We start from the raw sequence: 15,114 nt of genomic DNA on the forward strand, positions 1-15,114 counted from the left end.
AAATGGCCAAACTGATCGCGTTCGACGAGGACGCCCGCCGCGGTCTTGAGCGTGGCTTGAACATCCTCGCCGAAGCCGTCAAGGTGACCCTCGGCCCGCGGGGCCGGAACGTCGTGCTCGAAAAGAAGTGGGGCGCGCCGACGATCACCAACGACGGTGTCTCCATCGCCAAGGAGATCGAGCTCGAAGACCCGTGGGAGAAGATCGGGGCCGAGCTCGTCAAGGAAGTTGCCAAGAAGACCGACGACGTCGCGGGTGACGGCACCACCACCGCCACCGTGCTCGCCCAGGCTCTCGTCCGCGAGGGTCTGCGCAACGTCGCCGCCGGGGCCGACCCCATCAGCCTGAAGCGTGGCATCGAGGCGGCCGTCGAGGCCATCACCGAGCAGCTGCACAAGATGGCCGTCCAGATCGAGACCAAGGAGCAGATCGCTGCTACCGCCTCGATCTCGGCCGCTGACCGCACCATCGGCGAGCTCATCGCCGAGGCGCTGGACAAGGTCGGCAAGGAAGGCGTCGTCACCGTCGAGGAGAGCAACACCTTCGGGCTCGAGCTCGAGCTCACCGAGGGTATGCGCTTCGACAAGGGCTACATCTCCGGTTACTTCGTGACCGACCCGGAGCGTCAGGAAGCCGAGCTCGAGGACCCGTACGTCCTCCTCTTCGGTTCCAAGATCTCCACCGTCAAGGACGTGCTGCCGCTGCTGGAGAAGGTCATCCAGTCCGGCAAGCCGCTGCTGATCATCGCCGAGGACGTCGAGGGCGAGGCTCTGGCCACCCTGATCGTCAACAAGATGCGCGGCACCTTCAAGTCCGTCGCCGTCAAGGCCCCGGGCTTCGGTGACCGCCGCAAGGCGATCCTGCAGGACATCGCGATCCTGACCGGTGGCCAGGTCATCTCCGAGGACGTCGGCCTCAAGCTGGAGAACGCGGACCTTTCCCTGCTGGGCAAGGCGCGCAAGGCCGTCATCACCAAGGACGAGACCACCATCGTCGAGGGTGCGGGCGACGCCGACCAGATCCAGGGTCGCGTCAACCAGATCCGCGCCGAGATCGAGAACTCGGACTCGGACTACGACCGCGAGAAGCTCCAGGAGCGTCTGGCGAAGCTGGCCGGCGGCGTGGCCGTCATCAAGGCCGGTGCCGCCACCGAGGTCGAGCTGAAGGAGCGCAAGCACCGCATCGAGGATGCAGTGCGCAACGCCAAGGCCGCCGTCGAAGAGGGCATCGTCGCCGGTGGTGGCGTCGCTCTCATCCAGGCCGCCGAGGCTGCCTTCGCCGGTCTGAAGCTCGAGGGCGACGAGGCCACTGGTGCCAACATCGTCAAGGTCGCCGTCGAGGCGCCGCTCAAGCAGATCGCGATCAACGCCGGCCTCGAAGGCGGCGTCGTGGCGGAGAAGGTCAAGTCCCTCCCGCAGGGTCACGGCCTCAACGCCGCCACCGGTGTCTACGAGGACCTGCTCGCCGCCGGCGTGCCGGACCCCACGAAGGTCACCCGCTCCGCGCTGCAGAACGCCGCTTCCATCGCGGCGCTGTTCCTGACCACCGAAGCCGTCGTGGCGGACAAGCCGGAGAAGGCCTCGGCCGCTCCCGCCGACCCGTCCGGTGGCATGGGTGGCATGGACTTCTGAGTTCGAGCCCGTAACACCGGAAAGCCCGGACGCGCCTCGCGCGTCCGGGCTTTTCCTTTGCCGTGAAGTGAGGACCGGGCTTCGGTAAGAGAACTCGAATCGCCTGAAGGTCGACTTTCTTCGGCTGAGCCGAGGCAAGGTGCCCTTCACGACCACCCGACCGACGGCGGTCCGACGGGCCTAGACCTGCCCGTCCACCAGGTACCCGCCACCCTGCCGCTGGCGGTCCTTCTCGTACGGGTTGGTGGAGTTCGGGTCCGAAGGCTTCCTGGGTTCGAGGCTCGTCCGGTCGGTCGAGCCCGCCTCCTTGGCCGGGTTCTCCCGTTCGACCGTCTCGGGATTGGGGTCGATCTTCTTCCTGCCCGCGGTGGCGTTCTCCCAGTCCGCGAACAGCTTCTTGAGATCGTCCGAGAGCTGCCCGTCCGTTTTCGCGTAGGCCTCGGCGGCCTTCCGGAGCTGCTCACCGGCGAGCAGGAACCGGGCGCAGCTCGTCCTCATGAACTGCTCGACGGCGTCGCGGATCTCCAAGGTCGAGTCGTCGCCCGTGCACGTCTGCTCGTCACGGCCCGCGAGGTGCCGGTCGGCACGGTCGGCCTCGGCGAGAATCCGCAGTTGTGCCGAATAGCCCTCGGCCGCTTCGAAGCAGGTTTGCGCCACCCGCAGGAGAAAGTGGATCTTGACGGTGATCCCCGTGTTCTTCTCGCGCTCGGTCCGGTTCGGCAGCGTGTTCGCCGTGAGGTCGTAGAGCTCGAGGTTGTAGCTGTGCACCCCCGCGATCGCCTTCTGCAGCACCAGCACGTCCCCGCCGAAGTCGTCTTCGAGGCCGGACAACGCGTTGTGTTCGTCTTGGATCGAGGTGGTGAGCTTCTGCAGGATGTCCTGGAGGGACATGGCGTCCTGCTCGACGGTGAGTCCCTTGATGACCCCGCCGACGAACCCGGCGAGGTCGAGGACCGCGCCTACCGGGCCGAGGACCTTCCCGCCCGCCTCGTTGACGGTGTTCACGACCTTGCTGAGTTTCGCCCCCGCGGACAGCAGGCTGGTCGCGATCCCGTGGATCGCCGACGCCCGATCGACCTTCTCCAGGATCGCGTCCGCGGTGAAGACCTTGAGCGTGACCTTTTCGTCCAGCTTCTTGGTGGCCCAGTTGAGCCGTTTGACGATGTTGAGCCGGGTGGCCTGGATCGTCGCGGCGCGCGTGGAGTACAGGCTGGACAGGCTGGCGAGGATGAGCGACTGGTTCAGCATGGTCGGCGCGATCGAGGCGAAGAATCCGGCTCGGAAGGCCTTGGCGGCGAGCCCGGTCCACTCGATGAACCAGTCCTCGTCCGAGCTGGTCGCCCCGTCCAGCCACTCGACGTTCCGGACGACCGCGCCCTGCCCCAGCAGTTCGGTCACCCGCCCGTTCTTGTCGTGGAAGCCGAGGTTGCCGGCGACGTTCAAGTACGTGTTGTGGGCGGCTTCGAGCTTCGCGAGATCAGGCCCCTCCAGCTGGGGGACGAACTTGGCGACCTCCTGCCGCCGGTTCCAGGCCAGCCGCTCGATCTGGGCCAGGTTCTTCTCGACGTGGCACTCGACGTACTTCTGGGTCTGCGGATTCCAGCCCTGGCAGTGGACGTCCTTGTAGTGGCCGAGCATGCCGTCCATGACCCAGGTGAGGTACCCGCAGTTGTCGTCGCCGGCCGTCAGGTGGCCGTACGATTCGGCGGGCCATTGCCAGGCCCAGGGCTCGGTCGAGCACGGAACGGCGGGCGAGAGCTTCGTCATGGCGTCGACGGCGTCTTCCGACCAGCGCTTCGTGAGCGCCTTGCAGAAGTCGTCCAGCGCGCCGTCGAGCATCCTCTTGTACTCGCTGAGGCTGAGATAATTGCCGGCCATGGAGGCCCCCGCTTCCCGCTCCCTGTGACAAAGTCATGGGGAGTGTAACGGTGAACGCGCGCTCGCGCGGCCGAACTCCGGAAAAGCGAAAAGCCCGGACATCCCCATGTCCGGGCCCTTCACCTCTTCCCCCTGCCCCCTCGGATCGCGTTCAGCGGGCTGAACGCGATCCGGTGGACGCCGCGTCCCCTGCGCGCGGCGTCCACCTCGATCAGGATTCGCCCGGCTGCTCCGGAGTCAGGAGCCACGCGGCGACGTAGACCGGGATCGCGAAACCGGCGGTGAAGAAGGCGCCCGCCACCAGGGCGATGCGCAGGATCGCGGCGTCGATCCCGAAGTAGGCGGCCCAGCCGCCCGCGACGCCCGCGATCATCTTGTCGGTCCGGCTGCGGAAGAGCTTCTTGGTGGCCTGGGGGGTGTACACGCTGTTGGTCATGGCTCAATGTTCGCCCGGGACCGACCCCCGGCACATCGGGGTACGGCCCCGGTCCGACCCTGGAATCCGACCCTGAGGGGGCGGAAAACCGGATGCCCGGGCGGTGTCGCCGCGGGTACAACTTCTCGGGTGAAACACGACAGCCCCGAATTCGCCGCCATCGCCGAGCAGGGCATGATCCTGCGCTGCCAGGTCGGGTCCGGGCTGCACGGCACCGCCGTGCTCGGCCAGGACGACCGGGACGAGCTCGGCATCTGCGTCGAGCCGCCGGACCACGTGATCGGCCTCAAGCGGTTCGAGCAGTACATCTTCCGCACGCAGCCCGAAGGCGTCCGGTCGGGTCCCGGTGACCTCGATCTGACCGTCTACTCGCTGCGCAAGTGGATGCGTCTCGTGCTCAACGGAAATCCGACCGTCCTGCTGCCGTTGTTCGTGCCGGAGTCCGAGATCGTCGTGATCGACGAGCTCGGCGCCGAGCTGCGGGAGAACGCGCACCGGATCGTCTCGCGCGCCGCGGGCCTGCGGTTCCTCGGCTACTCACGCGCCCAGCGCGAGCGGATGCTCGGGCTGCGGGGCAAGGACGGGCGGCCGGAGCTGATCGAGAAGTACGGCTTCGACACGAAGTTCGCCATGCACATGGTGCGCCTCGGCGTGCAGGGCGTGGAGCTGCTGGAGACCGGGCGGATCACGCTGCCCGTTCCCGAACCGTGGCTGAGCTGGCTCCGTGATCTGAGGCAGGGCAAGAAAACCCGTGAGGAAGCGTTGGACGCGGCCGAGTCCCTGGAGCGTCGTCTCGAAGAGCTGGTGCGCGGATCCTCGCCGCTGCCGGAGGCGCCGGACGCCGCATGGGCCGACGCTTGGCTGGTGCGCGCCTACCTCAGGGCGTGGAAAATGCCTTGATGACGATCAAGGCGAAGGCGCTCACTTTCGGGGTCGCGGTGCTGACCGTGCTGGGAATCGGCACGGCCAGTGCCGCACCCGAAGGCCATGACGCGCGAAGCAGGCTCGACGTCGTTCAGGCTCGCGGCGAACTCCGCGTGTGCTCGACGGGCGACTATCGCCCGTTCACCTATCGCGACGCCGCGGGCGTGTGGAGCGGGATCGACATCGACCTCGCGGGCGACCTCGCCTCGCGGCTCGGTGTCCGGCTCCAGCTGGTCCAGACCACTTGGAAGGCGATCGTCGACGACGTCGGGCGGAAGTGCGACCTGGCGATGGGCGGCGTGTCGGTGACGCTGGACCGGGCGAAGAAGGGTTTCTACACCGCTCCGTACCTTCGTGACGGCAAGACACCGATCACTTTGTGCGAGAACGAAAAGCGCTTCCGGACGCTGGAACAGATCGATCAGCCGGGGGTGCGGGCGATCGTGAATCCGGGCGGTACCAACGAACAGTTCGCCGACGCCAACCTCAAGCGGGCGACCATCGTTCGGCATCCGGACAACAACACGATCTTCGCCGAGATCATCGCGGGCCGCGCCGATCTGATGATCACCGACGCGACCGAAACCCGTTGGCAGGCAAAGCAGAACCCGCGCCTGTGCGCGGTGCATCCCGACGAGCCGTTCACCTTCTCGGAGAAGGCGTACCTCCTGCCGCGCGACGTCGTGTTCAAGGAGTGGGCCGACCAGTGGCTGCACCTCGCGCTGAACGACGGGACCTACGCGCGCATCGCGAAACCTTGGCTCGGCTGAAATCGGTTTGAACCACTTTCGTTATCCGACCGTATCTCCAGATGTGGGTGAGGAGGAACCAGACCGGAGGAAACACGGATGATGAACAGCGCCGGGAAACACCGCAAGCGCGCGACGATCGGCATCGCGTCCGTACTCGGGGTGGCCGCCATCGCCGCGGCGATGTTCGCGGTCAGCACGCCCGACGGCCAGGCCTCGGAAAGCTGTCAGGGACTGGACACCGCCCTCCGGAACAATCTCAACTTCATCGCCGGTCAGCAGGCGGATCCGGACGCCCTCTCCGAAGCGCGGATCGCCAACCGGCAGGCCGTCGTCGACCTCATCCAGCAGCGCCGGCAGGCCGCGACCTGCACCGAGGTCGTCCAGGCCGACGGTGGGAAGCAGGAGCAGAACCAGGCCGCGGACGAGGCCGAGAAGGCCGCCGAACAGGACGCCGGGATGGACGACGCCATGGCGGGCGAGGACGAGGCGGCCGACCAGGAAGCCGCGGCCGCGGGGGGCGGCGAGGTCGTCTGCCAGGGCTCCACGGTGACGTTGTCCGGCGAGGGCGGCGCGCCCGCCGCGTCCAGCGACGAGTTCCCGGCGGGCACCAAGCTGAAGGTGACGAACCTGGACAACGACAAGTCCACGACCGTCGAGGTCACCGGCGTTTCCGGCAGCTGCGCGCTGCTGAACAACGCCGCCTTCGAGCAGGTTCGCGAACCGGGGAAGTTCCTGATCCGCCGGGCCGTCATCGAGCGGGTCGGCTGACCCGGACCCCGCCCCACCACCACCCTCAGCGGACAGGCTGCGCCTGGCTGCTGGACATGCAGCACCGGAACGGGGAAGACGCGGACGGATCCGGTGCGGCGGCGGCACGAGTCCTCCTGGTCCCCTCGGCCAGGAGGGCTCGTGGTCGTTTGTATCTCGCTTGTACGCCCTTTCGGGACGCTTCTCGCGAACGCCGAGAAAGGACATCCGATGAGATTCAGACGAGTGGCCACCGCGGCCGCCACCGCCTTGCTGGGCATGGCCGGGCTGGCGATCACCGCGACGTCGGCCGAAGCCGCCGTCGGTCCGCGTCCCAACTTCCAGCTCCCGTTCCCCTGCAACCAGGTGTGGAACGGCGACAACGACAACAGCAGCGCGCACCGGGCCTACGAAATCGACTTCAACCGCGGCAGCTCCGCGGGGGCGGACCTGGGCGACACCGTCGTCGCGGCGGCCGCGGGCAAGGTGGTCACCTCGGCGCACCAGGGTTCGGCGAACGGCTTCGGCAACCTGGTGAAGATCGACCACGGTGGGGGATGGTCGACCTACTACGCGCACCTGAAGGTGCGCTCGGTCGCGGCGGGCGTCCAGGTCGCGCAGGGGCAGAAGATCGGCGAGGTCGGCAACACCTCCAAGCCGGGCAACAACATCAGCCCCCACCTGCACTACGAGGTCCGCACCAACGACGCCCTGTGGCCCGACAACATCAAGCCCGCGTACTTCAACGGCGCGAAGTTCGGCTACCCCAACGCGAACGTGACCTCGAAGAACACCTGCGGCGGCAGCGGGAACCCCAACCCGTACGACGCCGTCGAGGTGTGCGGCGACGGCTACAAGGTGATCGACTCGCAGGCGCTCGGCAGCGCCGCGACCACGTACCTGCTGTACAACGGCACGAACAAGAACAACTGCGTCACCACCATCAAGTCCACCTCGGTGGGCACGGGCAGCGCGGTTTCCGCGTTCCTCGAAGTGGAAGGCGCGGCGAGGAAGACCGACTCCGGCAGCTTCGAGTACTACGCGGGCCCGGTGAGCGCGGCCGCGGGCGCGAAATGCGTCAAGTGGGGCGGCTCGGCGGGGTCCTCCAGCTATGAATCCCCGCTGGAGCACTGCGGCTGATCTCGGCTCAGGGACGCTATGAAAGGCCCGTTACTTGCAAATTTTGCAAGTAACGGGCCTTTCATAGCGTCCGCAGGTGGGCGCGGACGCGAGTGAAGCGGTCTTCCCAAGCGGCCCGGACCTCCGGAGCGGCGGCGTGACCGGCGAACAGGTCCGGAGCGGGAGCGGTGCGCGGCACCGGCAGGCGACCGTCCACAGGGGACAGTGACTCGCCGCAGACGTCCCCCGTCAGCAACGACATCGTCCCCAGCCCGCACGCGAAGTCCAGTGCGGGTAACGCGCCCGCGAGTGCGAGTCCGGCGGCGAGCCCGACGCTCGTCTCGACGGCGGAGGACACCACGCACGGCAGGCCGCAGGCTTCGGCGACCTCCAGCGCGCGCCGGACCCCGCCCAGCGGCGCGACCTTGAGAACGGCGACGTCGGCCGCTCCCGCCACGGCCACCTTGAGCGGGTCTTCGGCCCGGCGGATCGATTCGTCGGCGGCGATCCGCACGCCGACCCGGCGCCGGACGTCGGCCAGTTCGTCGATCGACGGGCACGGCTGCTCGGCGTATTCGAGCCCGCCCGCCGCGCGGTCCAGTTCGCCGATGGCCTTGACCGCGGTGTCGACGTCCCAGGCCATGTTCGCGTCGACGCGGACGGCGCCCGACGGGCCCAGCGCGGCCCGCACCGCTTCCACCCGGGCGCAGTCCTCGGCGAGGCTCACCCTCGGGTCGGCGACTTTCACCTTCGCCGTGCGGCAGCCCGACGCGGCGACGAGTTCGTACGCCTTTTCCGGCGACACCACCGGGACGGTCGCGTTCACCTCGACGCTGTCCCGGACCGGCGACGGCCAGCCGCGTTCGCTCGCCTCCAGCGCGGACGCGAGCCACGGCGCGCTTTCGGCGTCGGAGTAGTCGGAGAACGGGCAGAATTCGCCCCAGCCTGCGTCACCGCGGATCAGCAGTCCTTCACGGACCGTGATGCCGCGGAACCGCGTGCGCAGGGGGATCGCGTAGACGTCCATCGCCGCCGATCATGCCACTGCCGGAATCGGATGCCGTTTTCCGCGATTCCGGACAGAATGGGCGACGTGGCACTCGACTTTCGCGTGCTGGGACCCACCGAGGTCACGGCCGACGGGCTGCCGGTGCCCTTGGGCGGCAGCAGGCCGCTCATCGTGCTGGCGGGCTTGTTGCTGCGCGCGAACACGGTGGTGCCGGTCGAGGAACTGGGCCGCTGGCTGTGGCCGGACGACCGGCGGCGGTCCAAAGGCGCCCTGCAGACGTACATCCTGAGGGTCCGCCGCGCGCTCGGCGACGAGGTCACCGTCCGCACCGAACGCGGCGGCTACCTGCTCGAACTCGACGAGAGCCTGCTCGACCTCGCCCGGTTCCGCGCACTCGCCGCGGCGGGAGCGCGGTTCGCGGCGGACGGCGACCTGCGCCAGGCCGCGGAGCGGTTCGCCGCCGCGCTGTCCGAATGGCGTGGCCCGGCACTGCAGAACGTCCACTCCGAGGCGCTGCTCCGGGACGAAGCCGACCAGCTGGGCGAAGAGCGGCTGCGTGTCCGCGAGCAGTGGGCCGACGCGCTCATCGCCCTCGGCGAGCACGGCACGGTCGTTCCCGAACTGACCAGGCTGTGCCGCGAGAACCCGCTGCGGGAGCGGCTGCACGAGCAGCTGATGATCGCGCTCTACCGCTCCGGCAGGCAGGCCGAAGCGCTGAACGTCTACCGCCGGATCGGCGCGGTGCTGGCCGAAGAACTCGGCCTGGACCCCGGCGCGTCACTGCAGCGCGCGCACCAGGCGATCTTGACCGGCGAGGAGGCCGTCGAGACCACATTGGACTCCGAGCTGACGCGGTACCGCCTCGGCGCCGAGCCGATGATCCCGCGCCAGCTCCCGGCGGATCTCCGGGTCTTCTCCGGCCGCCAGCGCGACCTCAAGGCCTTGCACGGACTCGTCCCGGAAGCGCTGGACACCGAGCGGTCGACGTCCATCGCGTCGATCGAGGGGATGGGCGGCATCGGCAAGACGACGCTCGCCGTCCATTTCGCGCACGAGGTCGGGGAGCGTTTCCCCGGCGGGCAGGTGTACCTCAACCTGCGCGGATACGGCCCCGGCGACCTGGTCGAACCCGCGACCGCGCTCGAAACCATGCTCGTCTCGGTCGGCGTCCCCGCCGACCGGATCCCCGCCGGCGTCGACGGCCGCGCGGCCACCTGGCGCACCTACAGCGCGGGCCGCCGGATGCTGATCCTGCTCGACAACGCCGCGAGCACCGAGCAGATCCGGCCGCTGCTGCCCGGCCCCGGCTGCCTGGTGCTGGTGACCAGCCGCTGGCAGCTGCACGCCCTCGTGGCGACCCACGGCGCGCGGCGAGTCGCGCTCGAGGAGCTGCCGGACGAGGACGCGATCACCCTCGTCGCTTCGACGATCGGGCTGGACCGGGTCACCGAGGATCCCGAGGCCACCGAACGGTTCGTCCGGTACTGCGGCGGGCTGCCGCTGGCCATCCGGATCCTCGCGGTGCGGGCGGCGCAGTTCCCGGACCTCGCGCTGCGGGAGTTCGTCCGGCTGCTGGACGCCGAACAGGACAAGCTGGGCTCGTTCGACCTCGCCGACGGCGACGAGACGAACGTCCGGGCCGTCTTCTCGTACTCGTACCGGGCGCTCGACGAACGGGCCGCGCGGATGCTGCGGCTGCTCGCCCTGCCCACCGGCGGCGACTTCAGCGTGCCCGCGGCCGCGGCGGTGGCCGGGGTCGACGTCGCGGAAGCACGTGCGGACCTGGCGAAACTGGCTTCCGCGCACCTCATCGCGCGGTCCAGGCCCGGCCGGTACCAGTTCCACGACCTGATCCGCGCCTACGCGGCCGAACTTTCGGCGAAGCTGGACGGGCCCGAGGCGCGGACGGCGGTGCTGGACAGGCTGCTCCACGCGTCGCTCGCCTCGGCGCTGAACGCGTCCCGGCTCTTGCGTTCGGATCGGCACTACCGGCTCGTCGAACCGGAGCGGTTCGACGGCGCGGGGCTGAAGTTCGGGCACTACGAACAGGCGCTGGACTGGTTCGACGAGGAGGCGGGGAACCTCATCGCCGCGGTGAACGTGGCGTACCGGGAGCGGCGATTCCGGGAGTGCTGGCAGCTGGCCTGGCTGCTGCAGTCGTATTTCATCGTGCGGGCCAGGCTGGAGGACTGGCGTTCGGTGTTCGGCGTGGCGCTCCGTGCCGCCCGCGATCTGGGGGACCGCTCCGGTGAGGCCGCCATCCTCAGTGGACTGGGCGTGGTCTGCGGAGTCGCCCGCCAGTACGAGGACAGCATCGTCTACCTGAAGCAGGTCGTCGAACTGCAGCGACAGGTCGGGGACCGGCAAGGGGAGGCGCGGGCGCTCTACAACCTCACCTTGGCCAGCCAGGACCCCGGCACGGCGTGGGAATACGGCACGCGCGCGTTGAGGCTCATCCGGGAGCACAACGTCGGCGCCGGCATGGAGGCCAGCGCCTTGCAGGCCCTCGGGGACATCTGCACCCAAGTCGGCCGCTTCGAGCAGGCGCTCGACTTCGCCGACCAGGCACTGGCGCTGGAGGTGCACGCGCTCCCCGACGAAGCCCGCTTCACCCTGCACACCAAGGGGACCGCGCTCGTCGGGCTCGGCCGCGCCGATGAGGGCATCGCCTGCATGCGGCGGGCCGTCGAGATGTTCTTCGCCCACGGCGAGCTCTACGAAGCGGCCGACGTGCTGGCCCAGCTCGGCGGAATCCATCTGCGGCTCGGTGATCCCTCGTCGGCGCGTGAGTGCTGGCTGCGTTCGGTGCGGGTGCTGACCGAGCTCGCGCATCCGGACGCCGACGACGTCCGGACGAAGCTCGCCTCGCTGGTCTCCGGCCAAAGTTGAGCGAGGCACGGGCGCCCGGCGTGCCGACCCCCAGTCGCAGCACGCGAGTACGCCCGTGACCTCACGCGTCACCTAACAGGACACCGCTCACTGCGCGCTGACTGTGCAGCGTGCGCGGGTCAGGCCAGCAGTTTCGCGAGGGCGATCGCGTTCTTCGGCGCCTCGGCCTCGACGTCGTTGTCGAAGTAGACGTACGTGTCGCGGCCCCAGCCTTCGATCTTGCGGGCCCACCGTTCGAGCGCCTTGCCGCCGTACCCGCTGACGTAGAGCTCCTCTTCGCCGTGCAGGCGGACGTACGCGAAGTCCTCGCTCGTCATCTCCTCGACGAACGGGAACTTCCCGGCGGTGTCGGCGACCACGAGCGCGATGTCGTGCTTCCGGAACAGGTCGAGGCTTTCGGGCTCGGCGAAGCTCGGATGCCGGACTTCGACGGCGTGCCTGAGCTTCCGGCGCGGCTTCGGATCGGTGTGCGGCTCGGCCTTGAGCTTGTCGTCGTGCTCGCTCGCGAGCTTGGCGGCGGCGTGGCTGGTGCGCGGCAACAGCTCGAAGAAATTCTCGACGCGATCGGCGTCGAACGACAGCCGTGGCGGCAGCTGCCAGAGGATCGGCCCCAGCTTCCTGCCGAGCGCCAGCACCCCGGAAGCGAAGAAGTTCGCCAGCGGCGTCTCGACGTCGCGCAGTTGCTTCAGATGGGTGATGAAGCGGCCGCCTTTGACGGCGAAGACGAAGTCGTCCGGGGTCTGCTCGGCCCACGAGCGGTACCGCTCCGGCCGTTGCAGCGAGTAGAACGAACCGTTGATCTCGGCGGAGTTCATCCGGCCGGACAGGTATTCGAGCTCGCGTCGCTGCACCAGGCCGCGCGGGTAGAAGTTCCCCCGCCACGGTGGGTAGCGCCAGCCTGAAGTGCCGACCCTGATCTCGGCGACGTCGATCACCGCCTTCCCATGCGGCCCTGATTCCCCCTCTCTCCTCGGTGCAAACGCCCGATCAGGCCCACGAGAACTGCCACCGGCGGGTCTGGACCAGGCTGGAGGCGAACTCGCGCAGGTTGCCGGGCTGACCGGCGAACGCGGGCAGGCAGAACGAGCGGTGCTCGGCGGCGACCGTGAGCGCGCGGCCCTGGGTGCGCGGCGGCGCGGCCACCGACAGCTCCATCGAGTCGAAGCCCAGCACCGTGAGCGTCGCGCCGAAACGGTCTTCCCAGCTGCGCAGGACCGCGGACAGCTCGTGGACCTGGTCGGTCGCCTTGATCATGCCCGTCCAGCCGAGGATCGCCGGGATGTCGGCGGGCCGCTCGGTCTGCACCAGCGCGAGCCGGTGCGGCCCGCGCGCGGCCAGGATCGACCCGGTGTTGCCCGCCTCGGCCAGCGGATCCGCCCGGCGCGACGGACGGCGGGCGAGGCCGGGGAACTTCGCGCCGAACGGGCGAAGGCAGGCGCCGTCGCAGCACGACGTATCCCACCAGCGGGCCAGCACCTCGGCCGGGTCCGCCGAGGAGATCCGGTGGTCGGCGGGGGCGAGCCTGCCGCGGTCGTCGATCCAGTCCTCGCCGTTGGCCGCGAACCGCTGGTCGTGCGGGATCAGCACCGGCCACAGCCCGGACCGGTCGAACTCGGCGACGCAGCCGGTGTAGCGCTCCGGCCTGGTCAAGGGCAGGTCCGAGACCCAGATCCGGCCGTGCCACCGGCCGGGCGGCAGGGTCTGGACGGGCGGCGTACCCGGGCGGAACGGTGCGATCGTCATCGGCTTCCCCTCGAACTGGTGTTCGGTCAACTCTACCCGAACACTAGTTCGAAGCACCGACAGTTTTCGATACCCCGTTTGCGGGATCTCCGGGACGGCGCCTCATGCGTCCCTGGCGTCACAAGCGCACCATCGACACCGTCCACAATGGAGGAAGGTGTCGCGGTGGTCCTCTGGTCGCGACACCTTGGCCCGGACGGCGCACCTGTCCGCGTTTAGTCCTCTAGTTGCGGTCCTTGCACACGCAACTACCGCGACCAGAGGACGAAACGCGGGGGTCACATCGGGCGCAGCAGGTCGTCCGCGTCCACGATCCGGTACGCGTAGCCCTGTTCGGCCAGGAATCGCTGCCGGTGCGCCGCGTACTCCGTGTCGACGGTGTCCCGCGAGACGACCGAATAGAAATGCGCCTGCCGCCCGTCGCCCTTCGGCCGCAGCAGCCGTCCGAGCCGCTGCGCCTCTTCCTGCCGCGAACCGAACGTCCCGGAGATCTGGATCGCCACCGAAGCCTCCGGCAGGTCGATCGAGAAGTTGGCGACCTTCGAAACGACCAGCGTCCTGATCTCGCCGCGCCGGAAGGCGTCGAACAGTTCCTCGCGTTCCTTGTTCCGCGTCGCGCCCTGGATCACCGGCGCGTCCAGTTCGTCGCCGATCATCTCCAGCTGGTCGAGGTAGGCGCCGATGACCAGCGTCGGCTCGCCCGGATGCCGGTCCACCAGCGATTTGATCACCTTGGTCTTGGTGTCCGCGGTCGCCGCCAGCTTGTACCGCTCCTCGGCCTCGGCCGTCGCGTACGCGAGCCTCTCGGCGTCCGTCAGCGTCACGCGGACCTCGGTGCACTCCGCCGGCGCGATCCAGCCCTGCGCCTCGATGTCGCGCCACGGGACGTCGTACCGCTTCGGGCCGATCAGGGAGAACACGTCGCCCTCGCGGCCGTCCTCGCGCACCAGGGTCGCGGTCAGGCCCAGCCGCCGCCGCGACTGCAGGTCCGCGGTCATCCGGAACACCGGCGCGGGCAGCAGGTGGACCTCGTCGTAGACCACCAGGCCCCAGTCCCGCGAGTCGAACAGGTCCAGGTGCCGGTACTCGCCCTTGGTCTTGCGCGTGACCACCTGGTACGTCGCGATGGTGACCGGCCGGATCTCCTTCTTCTCGCCGGAGTACTCGCCGATCTCCTCTTCGGTCAGCGAGGTCCGCGCGATCAGTTCGCGCTTCCACTGCCGTCCGGCGACGGTGTTCGTCACCAGGATCAGCGTCGTCGCCTTCGCGTGCGCCATGGCCGCCGCGCCGACCAGCGTCTTGCCCGCGCCGCACGGCAGCACGACGACGCCGGATCCGCCCGCCCAGAACGCCTCCGCGGCCTTGCGCTGGTAGTCGCGCAGCTCCCAGTCGTCCTCGGCCAGCTCGATCGGATGCGCCTCGCCGTCGACGTAGCCCGCGAGGTCCTCCGCGGGCCAGCCGACCTTCAGGAGCGCTTGCTTGAGCCGTCCGCGTTCGGACGGGTGCACGATGACGGTGTCTTCGTCGATCCGCGCGCCCAGCATCGGGCTGATCTTCTTGTGCCGGAGGATCTCCTCCAGCACCGCGCGGTCGATGGTCGACATCACCAGCCCGTGCGCCGGGTGGTTGGCGATCTGCAGCCGCCCGAACCGGCCCATCGTGTCCACGATGTCGATGAGCAGCGGCTGGGGGACGGGGAACCGCGAGTACGTCGTCAGCGCGTCGACGACCTGTTCCGCGTCGTGGCCCGCGGCGCGCGCGTTCCACAACGCCAGTGGCGTGATCCGGTAGGTGTGGACGTGCTCGGGCGCGCGTTCCAGTTCGGCGAACGGCGCGATGGCGATCCGCGCGTCGTCGGCCTGGCTGTTGTCGACCTCGAGGAGCACGGTCTTGTCGGACTGGACGATCAGCGGGCCATCGGTCACATCCTCCTTTATACGTTCCGGCCACACCGGCTCCCGCCGCGGCACCGCTGGTGGAAGGATG

At 69.1% G+C, this 15,114-nt stretch carries 12 protein-coding genes; 6 read left to right on the top strand and 6 right to left on the bottom strand.

Features of this window, described 5'->3' with window-relative positions; translation table 11 throughout:
- The first annotated feature begins 2 nt into the window (after window positions 1-2).
- Window positions 3-1,631, top strand: coding sequence for a chaperonin GroEL (gene groL / locus ACLJPX_RS12025; protein WP_101610922.1), 1,629 nt, complete (start codon window positions 3-5; stop codon window positions 1,629-1,631).
- A gap of 180 nt (window positions 1,632-1,811) precedes the next feature.
- On the opposite strand, the gene ACLJPX_RS12030 is transcribed toward groL, so the two are convergent.
- Window positions 1,812-3,509 (bottom strand): hypothetical protein, encoded by a 1,698-nt coding sequence (locus tag ACLJPX_RS12030; protein ID WP_410600145.1) that lies wholly within the window; start codon window positions 3,507-3,509, stop codon window positions 1,812-1,814.
- Between the two features lie 211 nt (window positions 3,510-3,720).
- Window positions 3,721-3,945: a PspC domain-containing protein gene (locus ACLJPX_RS12035; RefSeq protein ID WP_101610920.1), complete on the bottom strand. Its 225-nt coding sequence runs from the start codon at window positions 3,943-3,945 to the stop codon at window positions 3,721-3,723.
- A gap of 129 nt (window positions 3,946-4,074) precedes the next feature.
- Here ACLJPX_RS12035 and ACLJPX_RS12040 point away from each other — a divergent pair, with 129 nt between their 5' ends.
- The 4 genes from ACLJPX_RS12040 to ACLJPX_RS12055 all read left to right on the top strand — a co-directional run bounded on the left by ACLJPX_RS12040 (window position 4,075) and on the right by ACLJPX_RS12055 (window position 7,508).
- A complete protein-coding gene (locus ACLJPX_RS12040) occupies window positions 4,075-4,845 on the top strand; it encodes a DNA polymerase beta superfamily protein (protein ID WP_410600146.1) in 771 nt (256 codons plus the stop codon).
- Window positions 4,845-5,639: a transporter substrate-binding domain-containing protein gene (locus tag ACLJPX_RS12045; protein WP_410600147.1), complete on the top strand. Its 795-nt coding sequence runs from the start codon at window positions 4,845-4,847 to the stop codon at window positions 5,637-5,639. Before ACLJPX_RS12040 ends, ACLJPX_RS12045 begins: the two co-directional genes overlap by 1 nt.
- A 78-nt stretch (window positions 5,640-5,717) precedes the next feature.
- A complete protein-coding gene (locus tag ACLJPX_RS12050) occupies window positions 5,718-6,389 on the top strand; it encodes a hypothetical protein (RefSeq protein ID WP_410600148.1) in 672 nt (223 codons plus the stop codon).
- 210 nt (window positions 6,390-6,599) lie between these two features.
- A complete protein-coding gene (locus ACLJPX_RS12055) occupies window positions 6,600-7,508 on the top strand; it encodes a M23 family metallopeptidase (RefSeq protein WP_410600149.1) in 909 nt (302 codons plus the stop codon).
- A 61-nt stretch (window positions 7,509-7,569) separates the two neighbouring features.
- On the opposite strand, the gene ACLJPX_RS12060 is transcribed toward ACLJPX_RS12055, so the two are convergent.
- Window positions 7,570-8,514 (bottom strand): o-succinylbenzoate synthase, encoded by a 945-nt coding sequence (locus ACLJPX_RS12060; protein WP_410600150.1) that lies wholly within the window; start codon window positions 8,512-8,514, stop codon window positions 7,570-7,572.
- A gap of 57 nt (window positions 8,515-8,571) precedes the next feature.
- On the opposite strand from ACLJPX_RS12060, the gene ACLJPX_RS12065 reads away from it, so the two are divergent.
- A complete protein-coding gene (locus ACLJPX_RS12065; RefSeq protein WP_410600151.1) occupies window positions 8,572-11,385 on the top strand; it encodes a BTAD domain-containing putative transcriptional regulator in 2,814 nt (937 codons plus the stop codon).
- A 119-nt stretch (window positions 11,386-11,504) separates the two neighbouring features.
- Here ACLJPX_RS12065 and ACLJPX_RS12070 read toward each other — a convergent pair whose 3' ends face one another.
- From ACLJPX_RS12070 to ACLJPX_RS12080, 3 genes are all read right to left on the bottom strand, one after another.
- Window positions 11,505-12,320: a DUF72 domain-containing protein gene (locus ACLJPX_RS12070; protein WP_410600152.1), complete on the bottom strand. Its 816-nt coding sequence runs from the start codon at window positions 12,318-12,320 to the stop codon at window positions 11,505-11,507.
- Window positions 12,321-12,372: 52 nt separating this feature from the next.
- Complete coding sequence (locus ACLJPX_RS12075; RefSeq protein WP_410600153.1) at window positions 12,373-13,128, bottom strand: DUF4253 domain-containing protein; 756 nt, start codon at window positions 13,126-13,128, stop codon at window positions 12,373-12,375.
- A 278-nt stretch (window positions 13,129-13,406) separates the two neighbouring features.
- Window positions 13,407-15,053, bottom strand: coding sequence for a DNA repair helicase XPB (locus ACLJPX_RS12080; RefSeq protein ID WP_410600154.1), 1,647 nt, complete (start codon window positions 15,051-15,053; stop codon window positions 13,407-13,409).
- Window positions 15,054-15,114 lie beyond the last annotated feature (61 nt).

The organism is Amycolatopsis sp. lyj-90 (assembly GCF_046549035.1).
GTDB lineage: Bacteria > Actinomycetota > Actinomycetes > Mycobacteriales > Pseudonocardiaceae > Amycolatopsis.

Bases quoted from the DNA above. Each gene is read 5' to 3' on its own strand.
- ACLJPX_RS12050 (WP_410600148.1), top strand. From the start codon at position 5,718: ATGATGAACAGCGCCGGGAAACACCGCAAGCGCGCGACGATCGGCATC.
- ACLJPX_RS12055 (WP_410600149.1), top strand. From the start codon at position 6,600: ATGAGATTCAGACGAGTGGCCACCGCGGCCGCCACCGCCTTGCTGGGC.
- ACLJPX_RS12060 (WP_410600150.1), bottom strand. From the start codon at position 8,514: ATGGACGTCTACGCGATCCCCCTGCGCACGCGGTTCCGCGGCATCACG.
- ACLJPX_RS12045 (WP_410600147.1), top strand. From the start codon at position 4,845: ATGACGATCAAGGCGAAGGCGCTCACTTTCGGGGTCGCGGTGCTGACC.
- ACLJPX_RS12030 (WP_410600145.1), bottom strand. From the start codon at position 3,509: ATGGCCGGCAATTATCTCAGCCTCAGCGAGTACAAGAGGATGCTCGAC.
- ACLJPX_RS12065 (WP_410600151.1), top strand. From the start codon at position 8,572: ATGGGCGACGTGGCACTCGACTTTCGCGTGCTGGGACCCACCGAGGTC.
- groL (WP_101610922.1), top strand. From the start codon at position 3: ATGGCCAAACTGATCGCGTTCGACGAGGACGCCCGCCGCGGTCTTGAG.
- ACLJPX_RS12035 (WP_101610920.1), bottom strand. From the start codon at position 3,945: ATGACCAACAGCGTGTACACCCCCCAGGCCACCAAGAAGCTCTTCCGC.
- ACLJPX_RS12075 (WP_410600153.1), bottom strand. From the start codon at position 13,128: ATGACGATCGCACCGTTCCGCCCGGGTACGCCGCCCGTCCAGACCCTG.